This is a genomic window from Gordonia sp. PvP123, from assembly GCF_040547295.1.
Taxonomy (GTDB): domain Bacteria; phylum Actinomycetota; class Actinomycetes; order Mycobacteriales; family Mycobacteriaceae; genus Gordonia; species Gordonia terrae.
Genome location: NZ_JBEPPN010000011.1, coordinates 34,568 through 55,248, shown reverse-complemented (window position 1 = coordinate 55,248; position 20,681 = coordinate 34,568). Strand labels below are relative to the sequence as shown.

Below are 20,681 nucleotides of genomic sequence, written 5' to 3'. Positions count from 1 at the left end.
TGAGCATCCAGTGACTCGAGTGGCGATCATCGGCGGACACGGCAAGATCGCAGTGCGACTGGCCCGGATCCTGACGGCCCGCGGTGACGAGGTGACCTCGATCATCCGTAACCCCGAACACGCCGAGGACGTCGCGGACACCGGCGCCGTGCCCGTGGTCGCCGACGTCGAGACCCTCGACACCACCGGCATCGCGACCGCGATCTCCGGCCACGACGCCGTGGTGTGGACCGCGGGCGCCGGCGGCGGGGATGCGTCGCGGACGTATGCCGTCGACCGGGATGCCGCGATCCGGTCCATGGACGCTGCCGTGCGCGCCGGGGTTCGCCGGTACGTGATGGTGTCCTACTTCGGCGCCGGACCCGATCACGGTGTGCCCGAGGACAACTCATTCCACGCCTATGCCGAGGCCAAGGCGGCCGCGGACACGTACCTGAAATCCACCGAACTCGACTGGACGATCCTCGGGCCCAGCAAGCTGACCGACGAGGACGGCAGCGGCAGCATCACGCTCGGCGGCGACCGGGTCGAGGGTGACGAGGTCAGCCGTGACAATGTCGCCCAGGTCGCGGCCGCCGTGATCGGCCATCCCGCGTCGGTGCACGAGGTGATCGAGTTCAACGACGGCGACACCCCGATCCTCGATGCGTTCCCACGGTCCTGACGATCTCGGTTCTCGCCGGGGCGATCCCGACCCAACCCCGCCGGCGGAGATCGACGGAGTCCTGACCTCGCTCCGGGAGATCGTCGGCGGGACGAATGTCCTCACCGACCCCGGCGCGATGGCCGGCTTCCTGACCGACTGGACCGGCCGGTACCGCGGTGAGGCCGACGCGGTGATCCGCCCCCGCACCACCGACGAGGTCTCGCGCGTGGTCGCCGGGTGCGCCCGCTCGGGGGTGCGGATCTGCGTGCAGGGCGGCAACACCGGGCTCGTCGGCGGTTCGGTACCACCGGCGCGCGACGGGTCGGCAGATCCGCTGATCGTGCTGTCGACGGTGCGGATGACAGACATCGACGACGTGGACACCGTCGGCCGTTGCGTCGGCGTCCAGGCCGGCGCGACCGTCGAGTCGATCGATGACCGGGCGAAACAGTCCGGTCTGGCGTTCGGCGTCGACCTCGCCTCCCGGCAGAGCGCGACCGCGGGCGGGGTGGTGTCGACCAATGCCGGTGGCACGCGGATGATCCGCCGGGGCAATGCCAGATCGCAGATCCTGGGGATCGAGGCGGTCCTCGCGGACGGCAGCGTCCTGCGCAGATGGACCTCGCTGGTCAAGGACAACGTGGGATACGACCTCCCGTCTCTCCTCGCCGGGAGTGAAGGAACCCTCGCGGTGATCACCCGCGTTCTGTTCAGGCTCGTCGCACCGCCCGCGGCCGCCACGGTCGCGGTCGCGTCGGTCGAACGTGTCGAGAACGCCGTCGAGTTGCTCGGCGCGGCGGCGTCGGCGGGGCTGACCGTCGAGGCCGCCGAACTGATGACCGACGCCGGTGTCGCGCTCGTGGCTCGGCACGGGCATCGGCGACCGACCACGACGCCCGGACCGTTCTACGTCCTCGTGGAGCTGTCGGGAACCGGTGACATCGAGTCGGCGACAACCGAACTCCTCGACGCCACGGCGGGCATCATCGATGCAGTGCTCGAGCCGGCGCCCGCCCGCGCACTCTGGGCCGGTCGCGAAGGTCACACCGAGGCCATCGCCCGCTCCAGTTCGACGCCGGTCGTCAAACTCGACATCTCGGTGCCGATCAGAGCCCTGCCCGAGGCGTTCGCGGAACTGTCCCGGGTCGGCGTCCACGACCCCTTCCCCTGCCGGCCGATTCTCTTCGGACACATCGGCGACGGCAACATCCACGTCAACCTGCTCGACGTCCCGCCGGAACAGACGACTGCGGTGACCGACGCCGTGTTCGGGATCGTCGCCGCCAACGGTGGCAGCATCAGCGCCGAGCACGGCATCGGGCGCGCGAAGGTGGCCTGGACCCACCTCGGCCGCGACACCACCGATCTCGCGACCATGCGCGCGATCAAAACGGCACTCGACCCGCGGGGGTTGCTCAATCCGGGGGTGTTGTTCGGGTGAGCACCGTGCCCTCGGAGGGAACCGGGCGACGAGCACGGCGAGCGTGCGGAATTACTGCGATCATGCACGGGTGGCTGATGTGAACCTCGATCGGTTGACCGCACTGGCGCACCGCTACGGTGTCGCCACCGACTACGTCGGCTGGGGTGAGAAGCGCCACGACGTCGACCCCGAGACCCTGGTCGCTGTCCTCCGGGCGCTCGAGGTGCCCGCCGGGTCGGCCGAGGAGATCGAGGAGTCGATCCGCGAGATCGACGACCAACCGTGGCGCGAATTCGTGCCTGCGGTGACGGTCGTGACCGAGGGGTCCGGTGCCACGTTCGCCGTCCATGTCCCGCACGGACATCTGGTGAAGGTGTGGATCGTCAGCGAGACCGGCGACGACGTCGCCGCGCCGCAACTCGACGTCTGGGTCGAACCGCGCGAGGTCGACGCCGTGCTCGTCGGGCGCGCGACGTTCGCCGTGCCCGATGACCTGCCACCCGGGTATCACCAGATCAAAGCGCTCGATCTCGACGATTCGTCGGCGTCGAGTGCGCCGCTGATCGTGACGCCGCGCCGCCTGCACACCGCGGACCGGTTGACCGGCCGGCAGCGGTGGGGTCTTGCCGTGCAGCTGTACTCGATCCGGTCGGCGGATTCGTGGGGAGTGGGCGACTTCGCCGATCTCGCCGGTATCTGCGAGGTGGCCGCGAGCTCGTACGGCGCCGACTTCGTCCAGGTCAATCCGCTGCATGCCGCACAGCCGCAGGTGCCGATCGAGGCGTCACCGTATCTGCCGGTGACACGACGCTTCGTCAATCCGCTCTACATCCGGATCACCGACATCCCCGAACTCGACGGATTGTCGAAGTCGCAGCGCAAGTCGGTCAGGGCTCTCGGTCGCAGCTTCCTCGCCGAGAACACCGCCACCGACAAGATCCGGCGCAACAAGGCCTTCCGCGCCAAGATGGAGGCCCTCGAACTGATCTACGGCGTCCCGCTCGCCCCCGCCCGCGCCGGTGCGTACCGCGAGTTTCGGCGTCGGGAGGGCAAGGGCCTCAAGCGTTTCGCGACGTGGTGCGCGCTCGCCGAGCGTTACGGCGCCGACGACCCGCGCTGGCACGGCAAGTTCCTCGACCGCGAGTACCTGACGAAGAAGCGCCGGAAACTGGCCCGCCGCATCGACTTCCACATGTGGCTGCAATGGCTCTGCGACGAGCAACTCGCCACCGCCGCTCACGCGGCGCGCTCCGCGGGCATGGGGATCGGCGTGATGGCCGACCTCGCGGTGGGTGTCGCCCGGCACAGCGCCGACGCATGGGCGCTCGGTGACGTGCTCGCGTCAGGGGCGACCGTGGGGGCGCCGCCCGACGGCTTCAACCAGCAAGGACAGAACTGGGACCAACCGCCGTGGCATCCGCGGCGCCTCGCCGAGGCAGGGTACGAGCCGTACCGCGACATGATCCGCACCGTCCTGCGGCACGCGGGAGGTGTGCGGGTCGACCACATCCTCGGCCTGTTCCGGCTGTGGTGGATTCCCGACGGGAGCAGTCCCGCGCAGGGGACGTACGTGCACTACGACAGTGAGGCACTGATCGGCATCCTGGCGCTCGAGGCGCAACGCGCCGACGCCGTGGTCGTCGGTGAGGATCTCGGGGTCTTCGAACCGTCGGTGCAGGACTCGCTCCGCGAACGGGGAATCCTCGGCACCTCGATCCTGTGGTTCGAGCAGGGACCCGACGCGGCGATCCCGCCCGAGGACTACCGCGAGCTGTGTCTGACCTCGGTGACGACGCACGACCTGCCCCCGACCGTGGGATATCTGGCGGGCGACCACATCGCGCTGCGATCGCGGCTGGGCCTGCTCGCCTCCGGCGAGGACGCCGAGCGGGGGCGCGATGCGCGCGAACGCGACGCCGTGCTCGAACTGGCCTACGAACGCGGCCTGCTGTCCCGGGACACACCGCTGACGGATCCCGCGGTCGTCGACGCGCTGTACGCGGTGATCGCATGTACCCCGTCGGTGCTGCTGAGCGTCGCCCTCGTGGATGCGGTGGGGGAGCGACGGATTCAGAACCAACCGGGTACCGACAGCACCCAATATCCGAACTGGCGTGTCCCACTCGCGAATGCGGAGGGCGATGTGGTCCTCGTCGAGGATCTCGTCAGCAGCGTGCGGTTCCGGCGCCTCGTGTCGGTTCTCAACGAGTCGGGCGTGCCAGGTTCCTGACCGAGACGATGGTCAGTACGAGTGCGACGAGGGCCAGCACGGCGACCCCGATGTTGAACGCGATCCCGGCGGGCCGCAGGCCCCAGTGCTGCGCGGTGATCCCCTGGCCGACGATCGGGATCGAGATCGCGACGTAGGCGACGACGAAGTAGGTCGAGGTGACCTCGGCCTTGCGGCCCGCCGGGGTCGCCGCGACCACCGACGCCAGTCCCTTGCTGAACGACATACCCTGCCCGACACCGCAGATCACCGCTCCGCCGAGCAACGCCGGGGTCGATGCGGCGACGAGTCCGAGGATCGACAGGCCCGTCCCGAGGATGAGGATGGCGCAGCCGGCGATCAGGGCCGGTTCGGTGGGCATCCGGCGCACGACGATCTGGGTGACGGCCGAGGACGCGAACAGCACGAACACCAGGAAACCGGTGAAGGCGTGGTCGTCGATGCCGAGGATGTTCGTGACGAAGGAGGGCATCACGCCGGTGAAGGTGCCCATCACCGCGAACCCGGCGAACGCCGCGATCGACGCCCGGACGAAGACGCCGCGGATGTCGGCCGGGACCGAGAGCCGCTGCACGCTCAGCCGCGCGCCCGGCACGACGTCGACCGTCTCGGGCAGCCGCCAGATGCCGATGAAGACCAGGACCAGCAGGGCCAGATCGAGCACGAACGGGGTGTGCAGCGGGGACGGGGCGTACTCGGCGAGGAGTCCGGCGATCAGCGGTCCGAGCCCCAGGCCGCCGATGTTGGCGGCGGTCGCCACGGCCGGGGCGCGGCCGCGCCACGAGGCCGGGGCCAGTTCGATGACCGCCGTGGTGGCGGCGCCGGCGTAGATGCCTGCGGACAGGCCGGACAGTACGCGGCCCAGCAGCAACTGCCAGACCGGGCCGGCGGTCAGGAAGACGACGGCGCTGATCGCCGACAGGATCGCGCCGGCGATGAGCATCTTGCGTCGGCCGATGACGTCGGACCAGCGTCCGAAACCGATCAGTGCAGCGATGACGCCGGCCGCGTAGACGGCGAAGATCACGGTCGTGGTGGTGACGCCGAAACCGAGTTCCTCGCCGTAGATCGCGTAGAGCGGCGTGGGCAGCGTGGTGCCCAGCATGATCACCGCGAAGGCGTAGACGGCAGCGGCGAAGGATGCGCCGGTCGGGGCGGGGGAGGCGGGAGTATTCGCACGGTCAGACATGGCAGCTGACACGCTACCGACGCGGTCCGACGGGTCCGGCTCTGGTCCGGCGCTGTGTGCTGAGTTACAGTAACTGGTGGTAACAGTTAAGTTCGCCGAACAGCTAGTTGGGGGTGTCGGATGCAACCAGAACTCGACGTCGTGATCGTGGGCGCCGGCTTCGGCGGAATGGGCGCCGCGATCGAACTCAAGCGCCAGGGCTTGGACAACATCGCGATCCTCGAACGCGAAGACGACCTGGGCGGTACGTGGCACGTGAACCACTACCCCGGACTGGCCGTCGACATCGCCTCGGTCACCTATTCCTATTCGTTCGAACCGAACCCGAACTGGTCCCGGCTGTTCGCGCCGGGCGCCGAGCTCAAGCGCTACGCCCATCACGTCGCGGACAAATACGACCTGAAGCGGCACATGGAGTTCGGGACGCTCGTGGAGTCCGCCTCATGGGACCCCGACGATCAGCTGTGGCGTGTCCGCACCGGTGACGGGAGCGAGCGCACCGCCCGCTATCTGGTGACCGCGACGGGGTTCCTGTCGCAACCGCACGTCCCGGAGTTCCCCGGGATCAAGAACTTCGCGGGCACGATCCTGCACACCGCTGCCTGGAAGGACGGCTTCGACTTCACGGGCAAGAAGGTCGCGGTGATCGGCACCGGAGCCACCGCCGTGCAGCTCATCCCGGAGATCGCCGCCCATGCCGACGCCCTGACCGTGTTCCAGCGCACCGCGATCTGGGTGGTCCCCAAGATCGATTTCGCGATCCCGGCGGTCGTGCAACAGCTGTTCCGCCGGATTCCGGTCACGCAACGGGCTGCGCGAGGAGTCAATTCGTCGCTGCTGGAGCTGCTGATGGTGTTCGGCGTCCTGCACTTCAAGCAGGTCAAGCCGGGCAACCGGTTGGCCGCCCGACTGGCCAAGGCGCACCTGCGGTCGCAGATCGACGACCCGGAACTGCGGCGCAAGCTGACGCCGGACTACGACTTCGGATGCAAGCGTCCGACCTTCTCCAACACCTACTTCGCCAGCTTCGCCAAGCCGAACGTGACGCTGGAGACCAGCGGTATCGCCCGCCTCGAGGCCGATGCGATCCTCGCGGCCGACGGCACGCGCACCGAGATCGACACCCTCGTCCTCGCCACCGGGTTCAACCTCTGGGACGTCAACTTCCCGGCCTTCGACATCATCGGTCGGGACGGACGCAACCTCGGGAACTTCTGGCGCGAGAACCGTTTTCAGGCCTACGAGGGTGTGACGGTCCCCAAGTTCCCGAATCTGTTGTCCCTCAACAGTCCGTATTCGTACAGCGGGCTGTCGTACTTCACGACCATCGAGGGGCAGATGAAACACATCGCACGCCTCTTCGGCGAACTCCGACGCCGCGGCCGGCACACCTTCGAGGTCACCGAGGCGGCCAACGATGCCTTCCTCGACGAGGTGACCGACCGGCTGCAGTCCTCGGTCTTCTACAACGGGGACTGTGCGACCTCGCGCAGCTACTACTTCAACCAGCACGGCGAGGCGACGCTCCTGCGTCCGGCCTCCACGTTGCGCACCCTGCGCGAGATGAACTCGTTCCCGTTGCGCGACTACGAATTCAGCTGATCGCTCACGAGAACACCTCGCTCACCACGTTCCCTGAGGAGCGAGCTTGCGAGCGTCCACCGTTCCCTGAGGAGCGAGCTTGCGAGCGTCCACCGTTCCCTGAGGAGCGAGCTTGCGGGCGTCCACCGTTCCCTGAGGAGCGAGCTTGCGAGCGTCACGAAGGGTTCAGCAGCTCGGGTCCGTTGTTGGCGACCCGGTTGACGAGTGGGGCGACCTCGCGGATCGCGATGGCGTCGACCAGCGATTCGGCCGGCGGGGCGAACAGGTCGTCGGGTGCGCGGCCGTCGGGATCGAGCCAGGCATCCCAGCTGTCGTACGGCATGATCAGCGGCATCCGGTCGTGGACATCGCGGAGGTCGCCGACCGCGTCGGTGGTGAGGATGGAACAGCTGAGCAGCGGGGGCTGATCGGGTGAGTCGGGGCCGGTCCTGGGGTGCCACACCGACCACAGGCCCGCCATGAAGAGCCGGGTTCCGTCTTGCGGGGACATGTAGAACGGGATCTTGGTCGGCTTGCCCTTGCTGTCGGCGGGCCCCTTCTTCCACTCGTACCAGCCGTCCATCGGTACGAGGCAACGCCGCGACTTGACCGAGGAACGGAACGAACTCTTCTCCGCTGCGCTCTCGGCTCGCGCGTTGAACAGCAGCGGCCCCTTCCCGACCTCTTTGGCCCACGGCGGCACCAGGCCCCAACGCATCGCCCGGATGCGCAACAACGGATCGTCGTCGGGCTGCCCGGGTGAGTGTCGCTTGACGACGGTCATCACGGTCGTCGTCGGCGCGACGTTGTAGTTCACGCCCGGCGACCGGGGAGTGGCATCGAGATCGGTGGAATCCTCACCCGCGGGGTCGGGTACCTCGTTCACGGCGTCGATCTCTGCCGCCAGCTTTGCCGGGTCGGTGGTCACCGCATAGCGTCCGCACATGGTGTCCATGCTGCCCTAATGGTGCGACAGCGGGCGACTAGCCTGCGGCGATGTCGGCGACAACGGCCTCGGTGATCGTCACCAGATCGGCCGGGGCGAGTTCGATCTCGAGGCCGCGTTTGCCCGCGCTGCACAGTACCTTGTCGAACGCCGTCGCCGAGGAGTCGATCACGGTGGGCAACAGGGTTCGCTGGCCGACCGGGGAGACGCCCCCGAGGACATAACCGGTGGTCCGGGTGACGGCCTTGGTCTCGGCCATCGTCGCCTTCGACGCCCCGAGCGCGGCCGCCGCCGACTTCAGCGAGAGCTTGCCGGGCACCGGGACCACCGCGACCGCCAGTCCGGATCGTTCGCCGCCGGACAGTTCGATGACCAGTGTCTTGAAGATCTGCTCGGCGCGTACGCCGAGGGCGTCGGCGAGCGCGGCGACGGCCTCCGCACCGTAGGCCTCGGATCGGGGATCGTGTGCGTACCGATGCACGGAGTGGGCGATTCGAGCGCGTTCGAGAGCGGCGATCGCCGGAGTGGACGCCATCGTTCGGTCACCTCCTGGTGGTGGACAGGGACATCGTGGGGACGCGACCCGTCGCCGGCGTGGGCCGGGCGTGGCGATCACGACGGCGACCCGGGAACAAACCGCCGGTCGTGCTCTGTTGGGACTGTTCGGACAACGGACGTACGCACACGGACACGAAGGAGGTCGGGAGGCAGATGAGTACCGCGGCCGTGATGGAACTCCCGCAGCGCACCGAACCGAGGTCGCTCTCGGTGGGGGACGGGTCGGTAAGCTTGATCGACAACATCTCCGTGATGCCTCCCATCGAAGGGATCGTAGTGTCCGACACAGAAGCATCCGACACAGAGTCGTCCGAGACCGGCCGAACCGGGACCGCCAAGGCGCCCCGCCGGGCCGATCCGAACGAGTCGCCGGAGCAGCTGACCGAGCGGTTCGAGCGCGATGCGCTGCCGCTGCTCGACCAGATGTACGGTGCCGCGCTGCGGATGACCCGCAATCCCGCCGACGCCGAGGACCTGGTCCAGGAGACCTACATCAAGGCGTTCACCGCATTCGCCTCGTTCCGGGAGGGCACCAACCTCAAGGCCTGGCTCTACCGGATTCTCACCAACACCTACATCAACGGCTACCGCAAGAAGCAGCGTCAGCCCGCGCAGTACCCGACCGACGAGATCACCGACTGGCAGATCGCCGCGACCGCCGAGCACACCTCGCAGGGGTTGCGGTCGGCGGAGATCGAGGCGCTCGACGCCCTTCCCGATGACGAGATCAAGGCCGCACTGCAGGAGTTGCCGGAGGACTTCCGGATGGCCGTGTACTACGCCGATGTGGAAGGCCTGCCGTACAAGGAGATCGCCGAGATCATGGACACCCCGATCGGTACCGTCATGTCCCGCCTGCATCGCGGACGTCGCCAGCTGCGTGAGCTGCTGGCCGACGTCGCGCGCGAGCGCGGCTTCAACCGTTCCGCACGCGTGACGGATGCGGAGGTGGCCCGATGAGCGACGTCGATCCGGAGCTGACCCAGCTCGACTGTTCCGCCGTCATCGCCGACGTCTGGCTCCTGCTCGACAACGAGTGCGACCAGAACGCCCGCGAACGCCTCCAGGGGCATCTCGACTCCTGCCCGTCCTGCCTGGCGCATTATGGCATCGAGCAGCAGCTCAAGGCGCTCGTCAACCGCAAGTGCGGTGGCGATCAGGCCCCGCAGGGTCTGCGGGATCGCCTGCGCATCGAGATCCGCAAGACCGTCATCGTGCACGAGGTCACCGAATCCGAACGGTGACGCCACGAGCACACGAAAAAGCCCGGGCGGCCTGATGGCCGTACCCGGGCGTTTTTCGCTGCTCGTTCGCCGAGACCGCGGTGAGCGGTGATCAGGCGTTGGGGCGCTTGCCGTGGTTGGCAGCGTTCTTCTTACGAGCACGCTTCTTGCGTCCGCGCTTTCCCATGACGCATCTCCTTCATTGCGGGGCGGGCGTCGCCGATAGCGGGCCCGCCGTGTACTGGTTCGCCCCGTGTGCTGGTTCGCACAGAGTGCTGAGACAACCCTGACATCGGCCGGGGAGGACATCCCTGCTGATCGGGACATCACAGTGTCTCAGGGATTCTCCCATGCGCCAAAAACACCTCCGCTCACGCCCCGGCACCGGAGCTTCCGGGCGGGGCGCCGTGGGCTAATTTGGGTGCATGGCAGAAGACGTGGTGGCAGAGATCGTCGCGAGTGTCCTCGAGGTGCGCGTCGCTGCGGGCGAGCAGATCGAGGTCGGCGACACGCTGGTCCTGCTCGAGTCGATGAAGATGGAGATCCCCGTGCTGGCCGAGGAGCCGGGCACGCTCGCCGAGGTCAAGGTCGAGGTCGGCGATGTCATCCAGGCCGGCGATGTGATCGCCGTCTTCGAGTAGCGGCGCCCCGCGCCGGCCGCTCGACGCCCCGTGTCCTGAGATGTCGACCCTCTCCGATCTCCTCGCCGAACACACCACGCTGTCCGACTCGGCAGCTGCCCACCTGCAACGGCTCGTCGCCGAATGGCAGTTGCTCGCCGATCTGTCGTTCGCCGACCTCCTGCTGTCGGTGCGCACGGAGTCCGGGGCGGTGGTCACCGTCGCCCAGTGCCGTCCCAACACCGCGTCGACGGTCTTCCCGACCGACGAGGTCGGCCGGGTCATCGACACGGACGCCCATCCGCAGGTGTTGCGCGCCTTCACCTCCGACCGCATCCTCCGTGACGAGGATCCGACCTGGTTCGGCGCGACGGCGATGCGGCAGGAAGCCGTCCCGGTCGGCCACGACGGCGCAGTGATCGCGGTGGCCACCCGGGCGGTCGATCTGACCCACCCGCGCCTGCCGTCGCCGCTCGAGCTCGCGTACCAGGATTCGGCCGACGACCTGTGTCAGATGGTCGCGGATGGGACCTTCCCGCACGAGGAGGGCAATCCGCGCGGACTGTCGACACCGCGTGCGGGCGACGGCTTCGTGCGTCTGGACGGCCAGGGGATGGTGACCTATACCAGCCCGAATGCGCTGTCGGCATTTCACCGGATGGGATGGACCGCCGAACTCAATCACACGCACCTCTCCGACGTCGTGAAGCAACTCATCACCGAGCCGTTCGAAGCCGACGACGTCGCCCTGATGCTCGACATCGCGGCCGGCGTGACCGAGGTGCCCACCGGTCCCTACCGTGACATCGGGATGCGGGTGGAGGCCGACGCGCGACGGGCCACGGCCCTGATCCGCGCGGTGCCGCTCCGTCCGCGTGGGGAGATCACCGGCACCGTGGTCCTGATCCGCGACGTCACCGAGGTCAAGCGGCGCGATCGCGCCCTGATCAGCAAAGACGCCACCATTCGCGAGATCCATCATCGGGTGAAGAACAATCTGCAGTCGGTGTCGGCGCTGCTGCGGCTCCAGGCGCGGCGCACGTCCAACTCGGACGCGCGAGAGGCCCTCAACGAGGCGGTCCGCCGAGTGGCCTCCATCGCACTCGTCCACGAGCTGTTGTCGGGCAGTGTCGACGAGGAGGTCGATCTCGACGAGGTCGTCGATCGGCTCGTACCTATCCTGGTCGATGTCGCGTCGGGGGAGGCGAGGGTGGCTGTGCGCCACCGTGATCGGTTGGGTGTGCTGACCGCCGAACTCGCGATGCCGCTGGTGATGGTCCTCACCGAACTCATCCAGAATGCGATCGAACATGGCTTCGACGGAGCTCCGCGCGACGACGCCGAGATCGCGGTCGTCGCCGAACGGGATGTGCGTGGGTTACGAATAGCGGTCCGCGACAACGGTTCCGGGCTGCCTGAGCAGTTCGATCTGACGACCTCGGAGAACCTCGGCCTGCAGATCGTGAAGACGCTGGTGTCCATCGAGCTCGGCGGCGAGCTCGAGGTCCGCGCCAACCCCGGTGGCGTGGGAACCGAAGTGGGTGTCTACATTCCGCTGCGCGCGTGAGACCCGGTCGCGAACCCGGTTGGCCGGCAGAGGCTTCGGCCGGAGGCGACGAGCGCGAGCACGAAAAAACCCGGCCGGGGCCGGGTTTCTTCGAATCCGGAACAGGGCCGGCCGGTGAAGGCCTAGACGCTGCTCCGGGTACGCGTACGTGCGGTACGGCGCTTGAGGGCGCGTCGCTCGTCCTCGCTCATGCCGCCCCAGACGCCGGCATCCTGGCCGGACTCGAGAGCCCACGAGAGGCAGTCGGCGGTGACGGGGCACCGTGCGCAGACGAGCTTCGCGTCGGCGACCTGCGCGATGGCCGGGCCGCTGGTCCCCACGGGGAAGAACAGTTCCGGATCCTCGTCGCGACAGATGGCCTTGTGACGCCAGTCCATTCCTCTACTCCTTCGGGCGCGTTTGCACCACTCGATCGTCGTGCTGGTGATTGTTGGCTGTAACTCTCAGTTCACGCGGCGCACCAAATGTTTCCGCGTTGTTGCTTGTGAATACTTTCACGAATCGAGCCGAAGTCAATGGGTTTGCTTAACACGTGGGCAACATCACGTCGCTCGCCTAGCACTTCGGTCGCCGACCCCCGGAGGGGGGTCCGGGCAGTGTGTCTCACGGCCTTGTAGTAGCCTACTCGTCTCGCGACGGTACTGTCGACGACTTTCTGCTGGTCGCGACCTCGACCCTGTGTGAAACAGCTCGTGACGTGGCCGGACGCGCGAGGGTATTCTTCACCACATGCGCCGACGATGTTGATCCACACCGCTTGATCGGACCCACCGCAGGCTGACCGTCGCGGCAGTGGGTGCCGCCCTCCTCGAAGACCTGATCCCGCTCTATCCGCTCTACGCCGTGCTCTTCGCCGACCCCGGAGTCCCGGGCGCCGGCCTCGGGCCCGCCGAGATCTCGGCCCTGTTCGTGATCTGGTCGGTGTCGTCGGTGATCGTCGAGGTTCCCACCGGAGTGCTGGCCGACCGCCTGTCCCGGCGGAAGCTGCTCGTCGTCGGTCCGCTGATCACTGCCTCGGGTTTCGCGCTCTGGACGGCGGCGCCGTCGTTCCTCTCCTTCGCCACCGGATTCGTGCTGTGGGCACTCGGGGGTTCCCTGCGGTCCGGTACGACCCAGGCCCTGGTCTACGACGAACTGGTTCGACTGGGCCGCACGCACGACTACGCACGGTTGTCCGGGCGCATGCGGGCGGCCGCGGCGCTCGGGGTCATCGGCGGCACCGCCCTGGCTGCGCCGCTGTTCTCCTGGGGTGGTTATGGCCTGGTCGGCGTCGCGAGCGTCGTCGCCTGCCTGGTGTGTTCGCTGCTGTCGGCGATGCTGCCCGAGACGCGCGCCGATCGGAACCGGCCGGACCACGACGACCTCGGGTCCGCAGACGGCGAACCGGACCCGGGCTGGTACGCGATCGTCCGCAGTGGCCGGCGGTCGCTGCGGACACAACCGGTGGCGCGACGGATGTTGCTGCTGGGCGTCGCCCTGACCTGGGTCGCGGCGCTCGACGAATACCTCCCGCTGCTGATCGGGTCGTTCCTGGGCGACGACGCGGGCGGGTCGGGGCACACCGATCCGGGCGGGGTCGCCCTGCTCATGACCGTGGTGTCGGTCGGCGACATCGCGGGCGCGCTCGCCGCGGGCCGGTTTCGGTCGGTTGCCGCGATCGGGCCCGCCGTGGGCCTCGGCGCCATCGCGCTCATCGGAGCCGCGCTGTGGGGGCACCCGGTGGCAGCGCTGGGCGTCGCCGTCGCATTCGGCGTCCTGGGCTGGGCGCGGGTCGTCGCCGACGCCGAACTGCAGGACCGGCTGAGTTCGACTTCGCGCGCCACCGTCACGTCGCTGGCCGGGATGGGTGAGGAAGTGGTCGCGATCCTGGCGTACGCCGGCTGGGCGCTGGGCTCGGCGTGGCTGGGGCCTGCCGGCCTCTTCGTCGTCGCCGCGCTGCCCTACGTCGTGGTCTCGGGGATGTTGATCGGCGGTGCGATGACGGTCAGCGCGTCGCGGCGATGGCGAAAGCGTATGTCGCGGAACGCCCCGATGTAATCGCCGTCCATCTGCACGTCTATCGGTGCCTCGGCGTGGAAGCACACCTCGTCGACGTCGTCGTCTCGAAAGAGATGGCGCGCCTTGGGGTCTGCCTGGGACAGGAGCCTGGTCGCCAGTGGGAGGTTGCGGAGGACGCCGGTGGAGGTCGCGACGAACACGCCGAGGCCGGTATGGAACCCGGTGTCGGGGTTGGTGCGAATCTCCCGCGGTCCGAGGTAGGTCCAGGGGCTGGTGTTCGAGACGAAACCGAAACGGGCGCCGATGATCCGGTCACGCCCGGGGATCTCGACGTCGAAGGTGGCCGACGAGCCGGACTGTTTCAGGAAGCTGGTGATCGTGGTCCACAGGTAGCGGGCCGGGGTCGCCGTCTTGCCCGCGTGGCGCTTGTCCTCCATCGCGTGGACGACCACCGCGTCCATGCCCATGCCGGCGTTGAACAGGAACCACCGGTCGTCGGTGTGACCGAGGCCGATCCGGCGGCTCTGGCCCGCGTCGAGCAGCGAGATGATCTGCTGCGTCGCGAGCAACGGGTCGGGGTCGATTCCCAGCGTGCGGGCGAAGACGTTGGCGCTGCCGCCGGGGATCACGGCCAGTGCGGGACGGTCCCGGTCGGGGTCGCTGCTCGACGGCGGGTCGAGGAGACCGTTGGCGGCCTCGTTCACCGATCCGTCGCCGCCGTGCACGATCACGGTGTCGAAGTCCTCGGCAGCGGCGCGCGCGGCGAGTTCGAACGCGTGTCCGCGGTGGGTGGTCAGCTCGACGTCGAGGTGGAAGTGCGCGCTCAGGGTGTGCGCCAGTGCGTCGCGTCCAGCGGGACTGGTCGCGGTGGCGAACGGATTGACGATGAGCATGACGCGCACGACACCCGAGGATATGGGGTCGGGCCCGCCCGCGCGTAATCGCGCTCGTGCGGACAGGTGTGATCGCGCTCGTGTGTGGACCCCCGGCGGTGCGCGCGAGCCCACCAAATATCCTGGGGCGGTGAGCACCGACAGCGGCCGTCCGGAACCCGACACCGATCCGTCGGTGACCCCGCGCCAGATCAAGATCGCCGGTGCGGTGACCACGATCGAAGGGCTGGCCGGGGTCCTGGTCGCGGTGGTTCTCGTGGTCCGTGGCCTCGCCGGACACGAAGAGGCGGCGATCAGCGGGTACGGCACCGCGGGATGGTTCGGGATCATCGGCGGCGGGGTCCTGCTCGGCGGGCTCGCACTGCTCACCGGCCGGCGGTGGGGTCGCACGATCGCGATGATGGCGCAGATCCTGCTCCTGCCGGTGTCCTACTACATCTTCACCAGCGGGTGGGCCGTCTTCGCGGTCCCGTTGGCGTTGGCGGCCCTCGCCGCCCTCGTGATGCTGTTCAGTCCGCCCTCGGTGCGCTGGCTCGCCGAGGGGCCCGAGCCCGGCGCCTGAGAGTCGAACCGCCGGGGGTCTTACCCGACGGTTCCGGCCCGGGCGGTCGTACAGTAGGGCGCATGACGCGCATCCTCGCGATTGCCAACCAGAAGGGTGGGGTCGCCAAGACCACCACGGTGGAGTCCCTCGGGGCCGCCCTCGCCGACCTCGACGTCTCGGTGCTCGTCGTCGACCTCGACCCCCAGGGCTGTCTCACCTTTTCGCTCGGGCACGATCCCGACCAGCTCAGCTCCTCGGTCCACGACGTGCTGCTCGGTGACGAGGAGATCGCCGACGTCCTGCTCGACACCGAGGACAAGGTCACGCTGTTGCCGGCAACCATCGATCTCGCCGGCGCCGAGGCATTGTTGCTGATGCGGCCGGGTCGGGAGTACGCGCTCAAGCGGGCGCTCGCAGAGGTGGCCGAGGACTTCGACGTCGTCATCGTCGACTGCCCGCCGTCGCTCGGCGTGCTCACCCTGAACGGTCTGACCGCGGCCGACGAGGTCATCGTGCCGCTGCAGTGCGAGACGCTCGCCCATCGTGGCGTCGGGCAGCTGTTGCGCACCGTGCGGGAGGTCCAGCAGATCACCAACCCGAATCTGACGATGTTGGGCGCGGTGGCCACTCTCTTCGATGCCCGCACCACGCACAGCCGCGACGTGCTCGCCGACGTCTCCGATCGTTACGATCTGCCCGTGCTCGACCCGCCGATCCCGCGCACCGTGCGTTTCGCGGAGGCCTCGGCATCCGGAACCTCGGTGATGCGGGGTCGAAAGAACAAGGGCGCCACGGCATATCGCGTTCTGGCCGAGAATCTGTGGAAGCACTGGGAGGCCGGCGAGAAGGTCGGCACCTTCCAGGTCTGAGGCCCGGCGTCGGCGGTCTGCGGGTGCCGGTCAGCCCGGACCGAAGGCCTCGACGCGCGGTCCGTGCTGCTCGACCACGACGTCGCCCAGTACCCGCAGACTCACGACCGGCGCGGCCGGTGCGCTCCGTGCCAACGGGATCGACCGGATCTCACGGCCGGTCGCCACGTCGCGGACGCTGATCCCGGTCGCGCTCGGCAACAGGAGCTGTCCCGCCATCACCTGGCCGGGTCCGAGAGTGCCCGGAACCTGATAGATCGGGTTGAGCGTCTGCGCGTTCAGGACGACCGTCGCCTTGCCGGTCCAGTAGGTGACCACCCCGTCGGAGGAGATCGGGACACTTCCCGCCGGGGGTGTGGCGTCACCGGCGACGGTGTTGGTCCCGGCCGCGATGCCGTCGGTGTCGAAGCGCCGGATCGCCGGGCCGCTCTCCGCGCCGATCGTCGGGGGCTCGGCCGGTGCCGCCCCGCCGTCGTAGACGGCGATCCCCGAGGACGACATCGCGATCAGTGTCGGTGGCGGGCCGCTCACGTCGCCGGTGATGAGTGACGACCCGTACTGTTCGACGTTCTCGTCGTTCCCCAGCACCGCGCCGAGGACGGTGAGCCGATACCCGGGATCGTCGGCGCAGCGCTCGACGACGGCGACGCGATCACCGGACACCGCCGACGAGAACAACTCGCAGTCGGCACGGTCGGGCGCGTCCTCCGGGCGAACAGGTGCCTCGACCCGTCCGTACTCGATGCCGCGGACGAGGTTGGACCCCCACGTCTCCATCCGCCGGGAGCCTTGCGCGACGGCATATCCCGAGTCGGTCACGAGCCGGATCTGTGGGTCGGCGTCGCTGGTACGGGCACCCGCACGCCCCCCGGTGCCCGCGTCAAGTGCGGTCACCTCCGAGCATCCGCGGCTGTTGCGGTACACCGCCAGCGCCAGGTCCGAGCTCGCGGTCCAGGCGGTGCCGACGGTGCACAGATCGAGATCGCGACTGTACGACCAGAGTTCGCGTCCGGTCGACGGGTCGTGTCCGACCACCCGGCCACCGTTGCCGGTGACGACGACCGAGGTACCGACGGCCGGGACGGTGGTGGCGTCGGAGTCGGCCTGCCAGCGGGCGACGAAGCGCTCCGGCACGGACTTCGCCGGTTCGATCGCGGCGGGCTCGGCCTGGGCCTGCACGCTGGTCGTGTGACGGACCGGGCTCAGCGCCCAGGCGGTGACGCAGAGGGCTGCGACGACGACCAGGATGGCCGCGGTGACCGCGAGGTCGATCGGGCGGCGCCGTTCGGGCCGGACTCGTGCCACGTGGGTCAGGTCAGTCGGCGACGGCCGCTGACGACTCGGCGCTCGCCTCGCTGCCGGACGACGCGGTCTGGTCGCCGGCGGGCGTGCGGTTGGCGCCCCCGCGGCGACGACGGCGGCGACGCGGCTTCGAGGTGCCGTCACCGGCCGGGGTGCCGGCGTCGGCGGGCGCCGCGTCGGCCGAGCCGGCGGACTCGGTCGAGGCGGACTCTGTACCGGATGCCACCGATGCCGTGTCGCCGTCCGTCTGCCCACCTCGGGTGCGCCGGCGGGTGCGGGTCGAGCGCTTGCGGGGCTCGCGGTCCGCGCGCGTCTCCCTGGTCTCGTCGGGATCACGCGGCGGCTTGGGCGCGGCGACACGACCGGTCTTCGACTCGGGGATCGACAGATCCGAGCGGAGGTGCTCCGACGTCGAGTAGGTCTCCGGCGGGTCGGGGATGCCGAGGTTCAGCGCTTTGTCGATGAGTTCCCAACGGTGCAGCTCGTCCCAGTCGACGAGGGTCACCGCGATACCCGTTCGGCCCGCGCGACCGGTACGACCGATGCGGTGCACGTAGGTCTTGTCGTCCTCGGGGCACTGGTAGTTGATGACGTGCGTGACGTCGTCGATGTCGATGCCGCGGGCGGCCACGTCGGTCGCGACCAGCACGTCGATGGTGCCGTCGCGGAACCGCTTGAGTGCCTTCTCGCGGGCGACCTGGCCGAGGTCGCCGTGGACGGCGCCGACCTTGAAGCCGCGCTCGGCGAGGTCGTCGGCGACCTTCTGCGCGGTGCGCTTGGTGCGGGTGAAGATCATCGTCGCGCCGCGGCCGTCGGCCTGGAGGATGCGGGCGACGAGTTCGGCCTTGTCCAGCGCGTGTGCGCGGTAGGCGTACTGCTTGGTGCGATCGTGGACTGCTGAATCGTTGGCGTTCTCGGCCCGGATGTGGGTCGGCCGGTTCAGGAAGGTGCGGGCCAGGGTGACGATGGGGCCGGGCATGGTCGCCGAGAACAGCATCGTCTGACGAGGCGTCGGCAGCGCGGACATGATGCGTTCGATGTCGGGCAGGAAGCCGAGATCGAGCATCTCGTCGGCCTCGTCGAGGACCAGTATCGACACCTTGCCGAGGACGAGATGGCCCTGCTGGGCGAGGTCGAGGAGACGACCCGGGGTGCCGACCACGACGTCGACGCCGGACTGCAGCTCGGCGATCTGGGACTCGTAGGGGCGGCCACCATAGATCGAGGTGACCTTCAACGGGCGCTTGCGCCCGTCGGCCAAGGTCACCTCGAGCGACGGCGCCGCCACCTGGAGGTCGCCGGTCACCTGCACGCACAGCTCACGCGTGGGCACGATGACCAGCGCGCGGGGGGTGTTGTCCAGCGGACGGACCCCGGTCTCCTCGGCGTGTGCGAGGCGATGCAGCAGCGGGATGCCGAAGCCGAAGGTCTTGCCCATGCCGGTGCGGGCCTGACCGATGAGATCGTGGCCTTCGAGCGCGAGCGGCAGGGTCAGTTCCTGGATCGCGAAGGTGTGGGTCTTGCCGTCTGCGGCGAGGGCCGAGACGATACGCTCGTCGACGCCGAGTTCGGCGAAGGTGGGCGCGGTGTGGGTGTCGTCGACGATGGTCGTCTGCACGGCGGAATCGCTCATGTGCGGTTGTATGCCTTTCTGGGCCGGTCTGCGCGCGATGTGTTTCGGTGCGCGCACGAGGAAGGCTCGAAAGTGCACGCGCATATGTCGTAGTGGCACCGGGGATGTGACCGGGTATCGCGAAGAACTCGCAGGTCCCGCGAGATCACTCGCGAGCACCGCCGTCGTCACATCCACACGCTCGCGCCGGCGAGCACGCGCGGCCGCGCAGCTCAGCGGGCAAGCGACGGGGGGTCCCGTCGGAGTGCACCGCCGTCGAGTGTACTTGGTGCCCGGCGGCGGCCCGCTACCATCACCTCATGGCGCCTGCACCCGACCCGTCCGAGTCGATCCCGTCAGCTGCGACGTCCACCACGGTGGTGTCGGCCGAGATGCAGGATTCGGCCATCGGGAAGCTGTTCGCCGTGCTGCTTGCCGGCGAGTTCGCCGCCTTCCACCGGCTCATCGAGGAGTCGGCCATGGCGCCGGACGTGCCCAGTCGGATCGCGATCGCCCGCATGGCCGCCTCGGAGGTCGGCCACTTCGACCGCCTCGCCGAGCGCGTGGAGGCGATGACCGGCCTCGGGGCGGCAGAGGCCGTCGAGCGCTACCGTTCGGTGTTCGACCAGTACCACCGCGCGACCACGCCGAAGACCTGGTACGAAGCGCTCGTCAAGGCGTACGTCGGCGACGGACTGGCGGCCGACTTCTACGCGGAACTCTCCGACATGCTGCCCCCGGACTCGCAAGCGGTGATGGCCGAGGTGATGTCGGAAACCGCCAACTCGGAGTTCGCCCGGGACCAGGTACGGGCTGCGGTCGAGGCAGATCCGTCCATCAAGTCGGCACTCGTGCTGTGGGGCCGCCGGCTGCTCGGCGAGGCCATCACACATGCACAGTGGGTCCTCGCCGCCGAGGAAGAGGTCACCGATCTGCTCTTCGCCGGCGCGAGTTCGCTCACCGGTGTCGCGGGATTCTTCGACGTCGTCGCCGGCAAACACGCCGATCGGATGGCCGACCTCGGACTCGCTTGAGTCGCACCTGACCTCCGCGATTGCCGCCGGCGCGTTTCGCTCTCAGCGGAGTGCCTGTCCCGCCGTGCAGCTGCTGCACTAGCCTTGTGCGGCAAGCGTTGTTAGACACCGAGGAGGGCGGCACATGGCCGTGGAAGTGAAGATCGGCATCACCGACAGCCCGCGGGAGCTGACCATCGCGTCGACCCTGACCAGCGACAAGGCCTTCGCCGAGGTCGAGGCGGCATTGGGTGGAAAGCAGCAACTGCTGTCCCTCGTGGACGACAAGGGCGCGCGCTACCTCATCCCCGTCACCAAGATCGCCTATGTCGAGGTGGGGGCATCGGAGAACCGGCGCGTCGGGTTCGGTTCCTGACGAGACACCCGAGCGCGTAGATCGACGAGAAGGGGCCTGTACGCCGATCCCCGCAACTCCCTGAAAGCCAGGGTGTTGCGGGGATCGCTAG

At 68.7% G+C, this 20,681-nt stretch carries 21 protein-coding genes; 13 read left to right on the top strand and 8 right to left on the bottom strand.

Annotation, left to right across the window (positions count from 1 at the left end):
- Window positions 1-10 precede the first annotated feature (10 nt).
- The 3 genes from ABIC25_RS20490 (at window position 11) to malQ (ending at window position 4,299) form a co-directional block, all read left to right on the top strand.
- Window positions 11-664, top strand: coding sequence for an SDR family oxidoreductase (locus ABIC25_RS20490; protein ID WP_180819376.1), 654 nt, complete (start codon window positions 11-13; stop codon window positions 662-664).
- Entirely contained in the window at window positions 645-2,087 is a 1,443-nt protein-coding gene (locus tag ABIC25_RS20485; protein ID WP_354562912.1) for an FAD-binding oxidoreductase, read from the top strand. Before ABIC25_RS20490 ends, ABIC25_RS20485 begins: the two co-directional genes overlap by 20 nt.
- Window positions 2,088-2,166: 79 nt before the next feature.
- Window positions 2,167-4,299, top strand: a complete 2,133-nt coding sequence (malQ, locus tag ABIC25_RS20480; RefSeq protein WP_354562994.1) for a 4-alpha-glucanotransferase — start codon at window positions 2,167-2,169, stop codon at window positions 4,297-4,299.
- Here the strand turns inward: malQ and ABIC25_RS20475 are convergent.
- Entirely contained in the window at window positions 4,271-5,488 is a 1,218-nt protein-coding gene (locus ABIC25_RS20475) for an MFS transporter (protein WP_004023458.1), read from the bottom strand. The two genes, malQ and ABIC25_RS20475, sit on opposite strands and share 29 nt — an antisense overlap.
- A gap of 120 nt (window positions 5,489-5,608) precedes the next feature.
- On the opposite strand from ABIC25_RS20475, the gene ABIC25_RS20470 reads away from it, so the two are divergent.
- Complete coding sequence (locus ABIC25_RS20470; protein WP_354562910.1) at window positions 5,609-7,090, top strand: flavin-containing monooxygenase; 1,482 nt, start codon at window positions 5,609-5,611, stop codon at window positions 7,088-7,090.
- 154 nt (window positions 7,091-7,244) lie between these two features.
- Here the strand turns inward: ABIC25_RS20470 and ABIC25_RS20465 are convergent, their stop codons facing one another.
- Together ABIC25_RS20465 and ybaK are read right to left on the bottom strand one after the other, a co-directional pair.
- A complete protein-coding gene (locus ABIC25_RS20465) occupies window positions 7,245-8,015 on the bottom strand; it encodes an SOS response-associated peptidase (protein ID WP_064570896.1) in 771 nt (256 codons plus the stop codon).
- Between the two features lie 37 nt (window positions 8,016-8,052).
- A complete protein-coding gene (gene ybaK, locus ABIC25_RS20460) occupies window positions 8,053-8,550 on the bottom strand; it encodes a Cys-tRNA(Pro) deacylase (RefSeq protein WP_248643214.1) in 498 nt (165 codons plus the stop codon).
- A gap of 176 nt (window positions 8,551-8,726) precedes the next feature.
- Here ybaK and ABIC25_RS20455 point away from each other — a divergent pair, with 176 nt between their 5' ends.
- Both ABIC25_RS20455 and rsrA read left to right on the top strand, forming a co-directional pair.
- Complete coding sequence (locus ABIC25_RS20455) at window positions 8,727-9,533, top strand: sigma-70 family RNA polymerase sigma factor (RefSeq protein WP_033206094.1); 807 nt, start codon at window positions 8,727-8,729, stop codon at window positions 9,531-9,533.
- Window positions 9,530-9,817, top strand: a complete 288-nt coding sequence (gene rsrA / locus ABIC25_RS20450; RefSeq protein ID WP_004023453.1) for a mycothiol system anti-sigma-R factor — start codon at window positions 9,530-9,532, stop codon at window positions 9,815-9,817. Before ABIC25_RS20455 ends, rsrA begins: the two co-directional genes overlap by 4 nt.
- 91 nt (window positions 9,818-9,908) lie before the next feature.
- Here rsrA and ABIC25_RS24970 read toward each other — a convergent pair whose 3' ends face one another.
- Entirely contained in the window at window positions 9,909-9,983 is a 75-nt protein-coding gene (locus tag ABIC25_RS24970) for a 50S ribosomal protein bL37 (protein ID WP_369758845.1), read from the bottom strand.
- Window positions 9,984-10,221: 238 nt separating this feature from the next.
- Here ABIC25_RS24970 and ABIC25_RS20445 point away from each other — a divergent pair, with 238 nt between their 5' ends.
- Both ABIC25_RS20445 and ABIC25_RS20440 read left to right on the top strand, forming a co-directional pair.
- A complete protein-coding gene (locus ABIC25_RS20445; RefSeq protein ID WP_033206071.1) occupies window positions 10,222-10,437 on the top strand; it encodes a biotin/lipoyl-binding carrier protein in 216 nt (71 codons plus the stop codon).
- A gap of 40 nt (window positions 10,438-10,477) precedes the next feature.
- The gene (locus ABIC25_RS20440) at window positions 10,478-11,983 is read left to right on the top strand and encodes a sensor histidine kinase (RefSeq protein WP_064570867.1); all 1,506 of its coding nucleotides are present in this window, start codon (window positions 10,478-10,480) and stop codon (window positions 11,981-11,983) included.
- 122 nt (window positions 11,984-12,105) lie between these two features.
- Here the strand turns inward: ABIC25_RS20440 and ABIC25_RS20435 are convergent, their stop codons facing one another.
- Window positions 12,106-12,360 (bottom strand): WhiB family transcriptional regulator, encoded by a 255-nt coding sequence (locus ABIC25_RS20435; RefSeq protein ID WP_004023450.1) that lies wholly within the window; start codon window positions 12,358-12,360, stop codon window positions 12,106-12,108.
- Window positions 12,361-12,775: 415 nt separating this feature from the next.
- Between ABIC25_RS20435 and ABIC25_RS20430 the strand changes: the two genes are divergently transcribed.
- Window positions 12,776-14,020, top strand: coding sequence for an MFS transporter (locus ABIC25_RS20430; protein WP_248643213.1), 1,245 nt, complete (start codon window positions 12,776-12,778; stop codon window positions 14,018-14,020).
- Here ABIC25_RS20430 and ABIC25_RS20425 read toward each other — a convergent pair.
- On the bottom strand, window positions 13,924-14,874 hold the full coding sequence (locus tag ABIC25_RS20425) for a diacylglycerol/lipid kinase family protein (protein WP_354562992.1): 951 nt from the start codon (window positions 14,872-14,874) through the stop codon (window positions 13,924-13,926). The genes ABIC25_RS20430 and ABIC25_RS20425 overlap by 97 nt on opposite strands.
- Before the next feature lie 130 nt (window positions 14,875-15,004).
- Between ABIC25_RS20425 and ABIC25_RS20420 the strand changes: the two genes are divergently transcribed.
- Together ABIC25_RS20420 and ABIC25_RS20415 are read left to right on the top strand one after the other, a co-directional pair.
- Window positions 15,005-15,436, top strand: a complete 432-nt coding sequence (locus ABIC25_RS20420) for a hypothetical protein (RefSeq protein ID WP_004023447.1) — start codon at window positions 15,005-15,007, stop codon at window positions 15,434-15,436.
- A 62-nt stretch (window positions 15,437-15,498) separates the two neighbouring features.
- Entirely contained in the window at window positions 15,499-16,287 is a 789-nt protein-coding gene (locus ABIC25_RS20415; protein ID WP_248643212.1) for a ParA family protein, read from the top strand.
- Between the two features lie 30 nt (window positions 16,288-16,317).
- Here the strand turns inward: ABIC25_RS20415 and ABIC25_RS20410 are convergent, their stop codons facing one another.
- Window positions 16,318-17,592 carry an Rv3212 family protein gene (locus tag ABIC25_RS20410; RefSeq protein ID WP_354562907.1) on the bottom strand — a complete coding sequence of 425 codons (1,275 nt, stop codon included), beginning with the start codon at window positions 17,590-17,592 and terminating at the stop codon, window positions 16,318-16,320.
- Window positions 17,593-17,602: 10 nt separating this feature from the next.
- Window positions 17,603-19,222: a DEAD/DEAH box helicase gene (locus ABIC25_RS20405; RefSeq protein WP_354562906.1), complete on the bottom strand. Its 1,620-nt coding sequence runs from the start codon at window positions 19,220-19,222 to the stop codon at window positions 17,603-17,605.
- A gap of 299 nt (window positions 19,223-19,521) precedes the next feature.
- On the opposite strand from ABIC25_RS20405, the gene ABIC25_RS20400 reads away from it, so the two are divergent.
- Entirely contained in the window at window positions 19,522-20,235 is a 714-nt protein-coding gene (locus tag ABIC25_RS20400) for a ferritin-like fold-containing protein (RefSeq protein WP_064570864.1), read from the top strand.
- A gap of 124 nt (window positions 20,236-20,359) precedes the next feature.
- The gene (locus tag ABIC25_RS20395; protein ID WP_004023442.1) at window positions 20,360-20,590 is read left to right on the top strand and encodes a DUF3107 domain-containing protein; all 231 of its coding nucleotides are present in this window, start codon (window positions 20,360-20,362) and stop codon (window positions 20,588-20,590) included.
- Window positions 20,591-20,681 lie beyond the last annotated feature (91 nt).

What these genes read in the sequence shown, in the direction of transcription:
- ABIC25_RS20485 (WP_354562912.1), top strand. Translation starts at nt 645, where the DNA reads ATGCGTTCCCACGGTCCTGACGATCTCGGTTCTCGCCGGGGCGATCCC.
- ABIC25_RS20475 (WP_004023458.1), bottom strand. Translation starts at nt 5,488, where the DNA reads ATGTCTGACCGTGCGAATACTCCCGCCTCCCCCGCCCCGACCGGCGCA.
- ABIC25_RS20470 (WP_354562910.1), top strand. Translation starts at nt 5,609, where the DNA reads ATGCAACCAGAACTCGACGTCGTGATCGTGGGCGCCGGCTTCGGCGGA.
- ABIC25_RS20465 (WP_064570896.1), bottom strand. Translation starts at nt 8,015, where the DNA reads ATGTGCGGACGCTATGCGGTGACCACCGACCCGGCAAAGCTGGCGGCA.
- ybaK (WP_248643214.1), bottom strand. Translation starts at nt 8,550, where the DNA reads ATGGCGTCCACTCCGGCGATCGCCGCTCTCGAACGCGCTCGAATCGCC.
- ABIC25_RS20455 (WP_033206094.1), top strand. Translation starts at nt 8,727, where the DNA reads ATGAGTACCGCGGCCGTGATGGAACTCCCGCAGCGCACCGAACCGAGG.
- rsrA (WP_004023453.1), top strand. Translation starts at nt 9,530, where the DNA reads ATGAGCGACGTCGATCCGGAGCTGACCCAGCTCGACTGTTCCGCCGTC.
- ABIC25_RS20445 (WP_033206071.1), top strand. Translation starts at nt 10,222, where the DNA reads ATGGCAGAAGACGTGGTGGCAGAGATCGTCGCGAGTGTCCTCGAGGTG.
- ABIC25_RS20440 (WP_064570867.1), top strand. Translation starts at nt 10,478, where the DNA reads ATGTCGACCCTCTCCGATCTCCTCGCCGAACACACCACGCTGTCCGAC.
- ABIC25_RS20435 (WP_004023450.1), bottom strand. Translation starts at nt 12,360, where the DNA reads ATGGACTGGCGTCACAAGGCCATCTGTCGCGACGAGGATCCGGAACTG.
- ABIC25_RS20425 (WP_354562992.1), bottom strand. Translation starts at nt 14,874, where the DNA reads ATGCTCATCGTCAATCCGTTCGCCACCGCGACCAGTCCCGCTGGACGC.
- ABIC25_RS20415 (WP_248643212.1), top strand. Translation starts at nt 15,499, where the DNA reads ATGACGCGCATCCTCGCGATTGCCAACCAGAAGGGTGGGGTCGCCAAG.
- ABIC25_RS20405 (WP_354562906.1), bottom strand. Translation starts at nt 19,222, where the DNA reads ATGAGCGATTCCGCCGTGCAGACGACCATCGTCGACGACACCCACACC.
- ABIC25_RS20400 (WP_064570864.1), top strand. Translation starts at nt 19,522, where the DNA reads ATGGCGCCTGCACCCGACCCGTCCGAGTCGATCCCGTCAGCTGCGACG.
- ABIC25_RS20395 (WP_004023442.1), top strand. Translation starts at nt 20,360, where the DNA reads ATGGCCGTGGAAGTGAAGATCGGCATCACCGACAGCCCGCGGGAGCTG.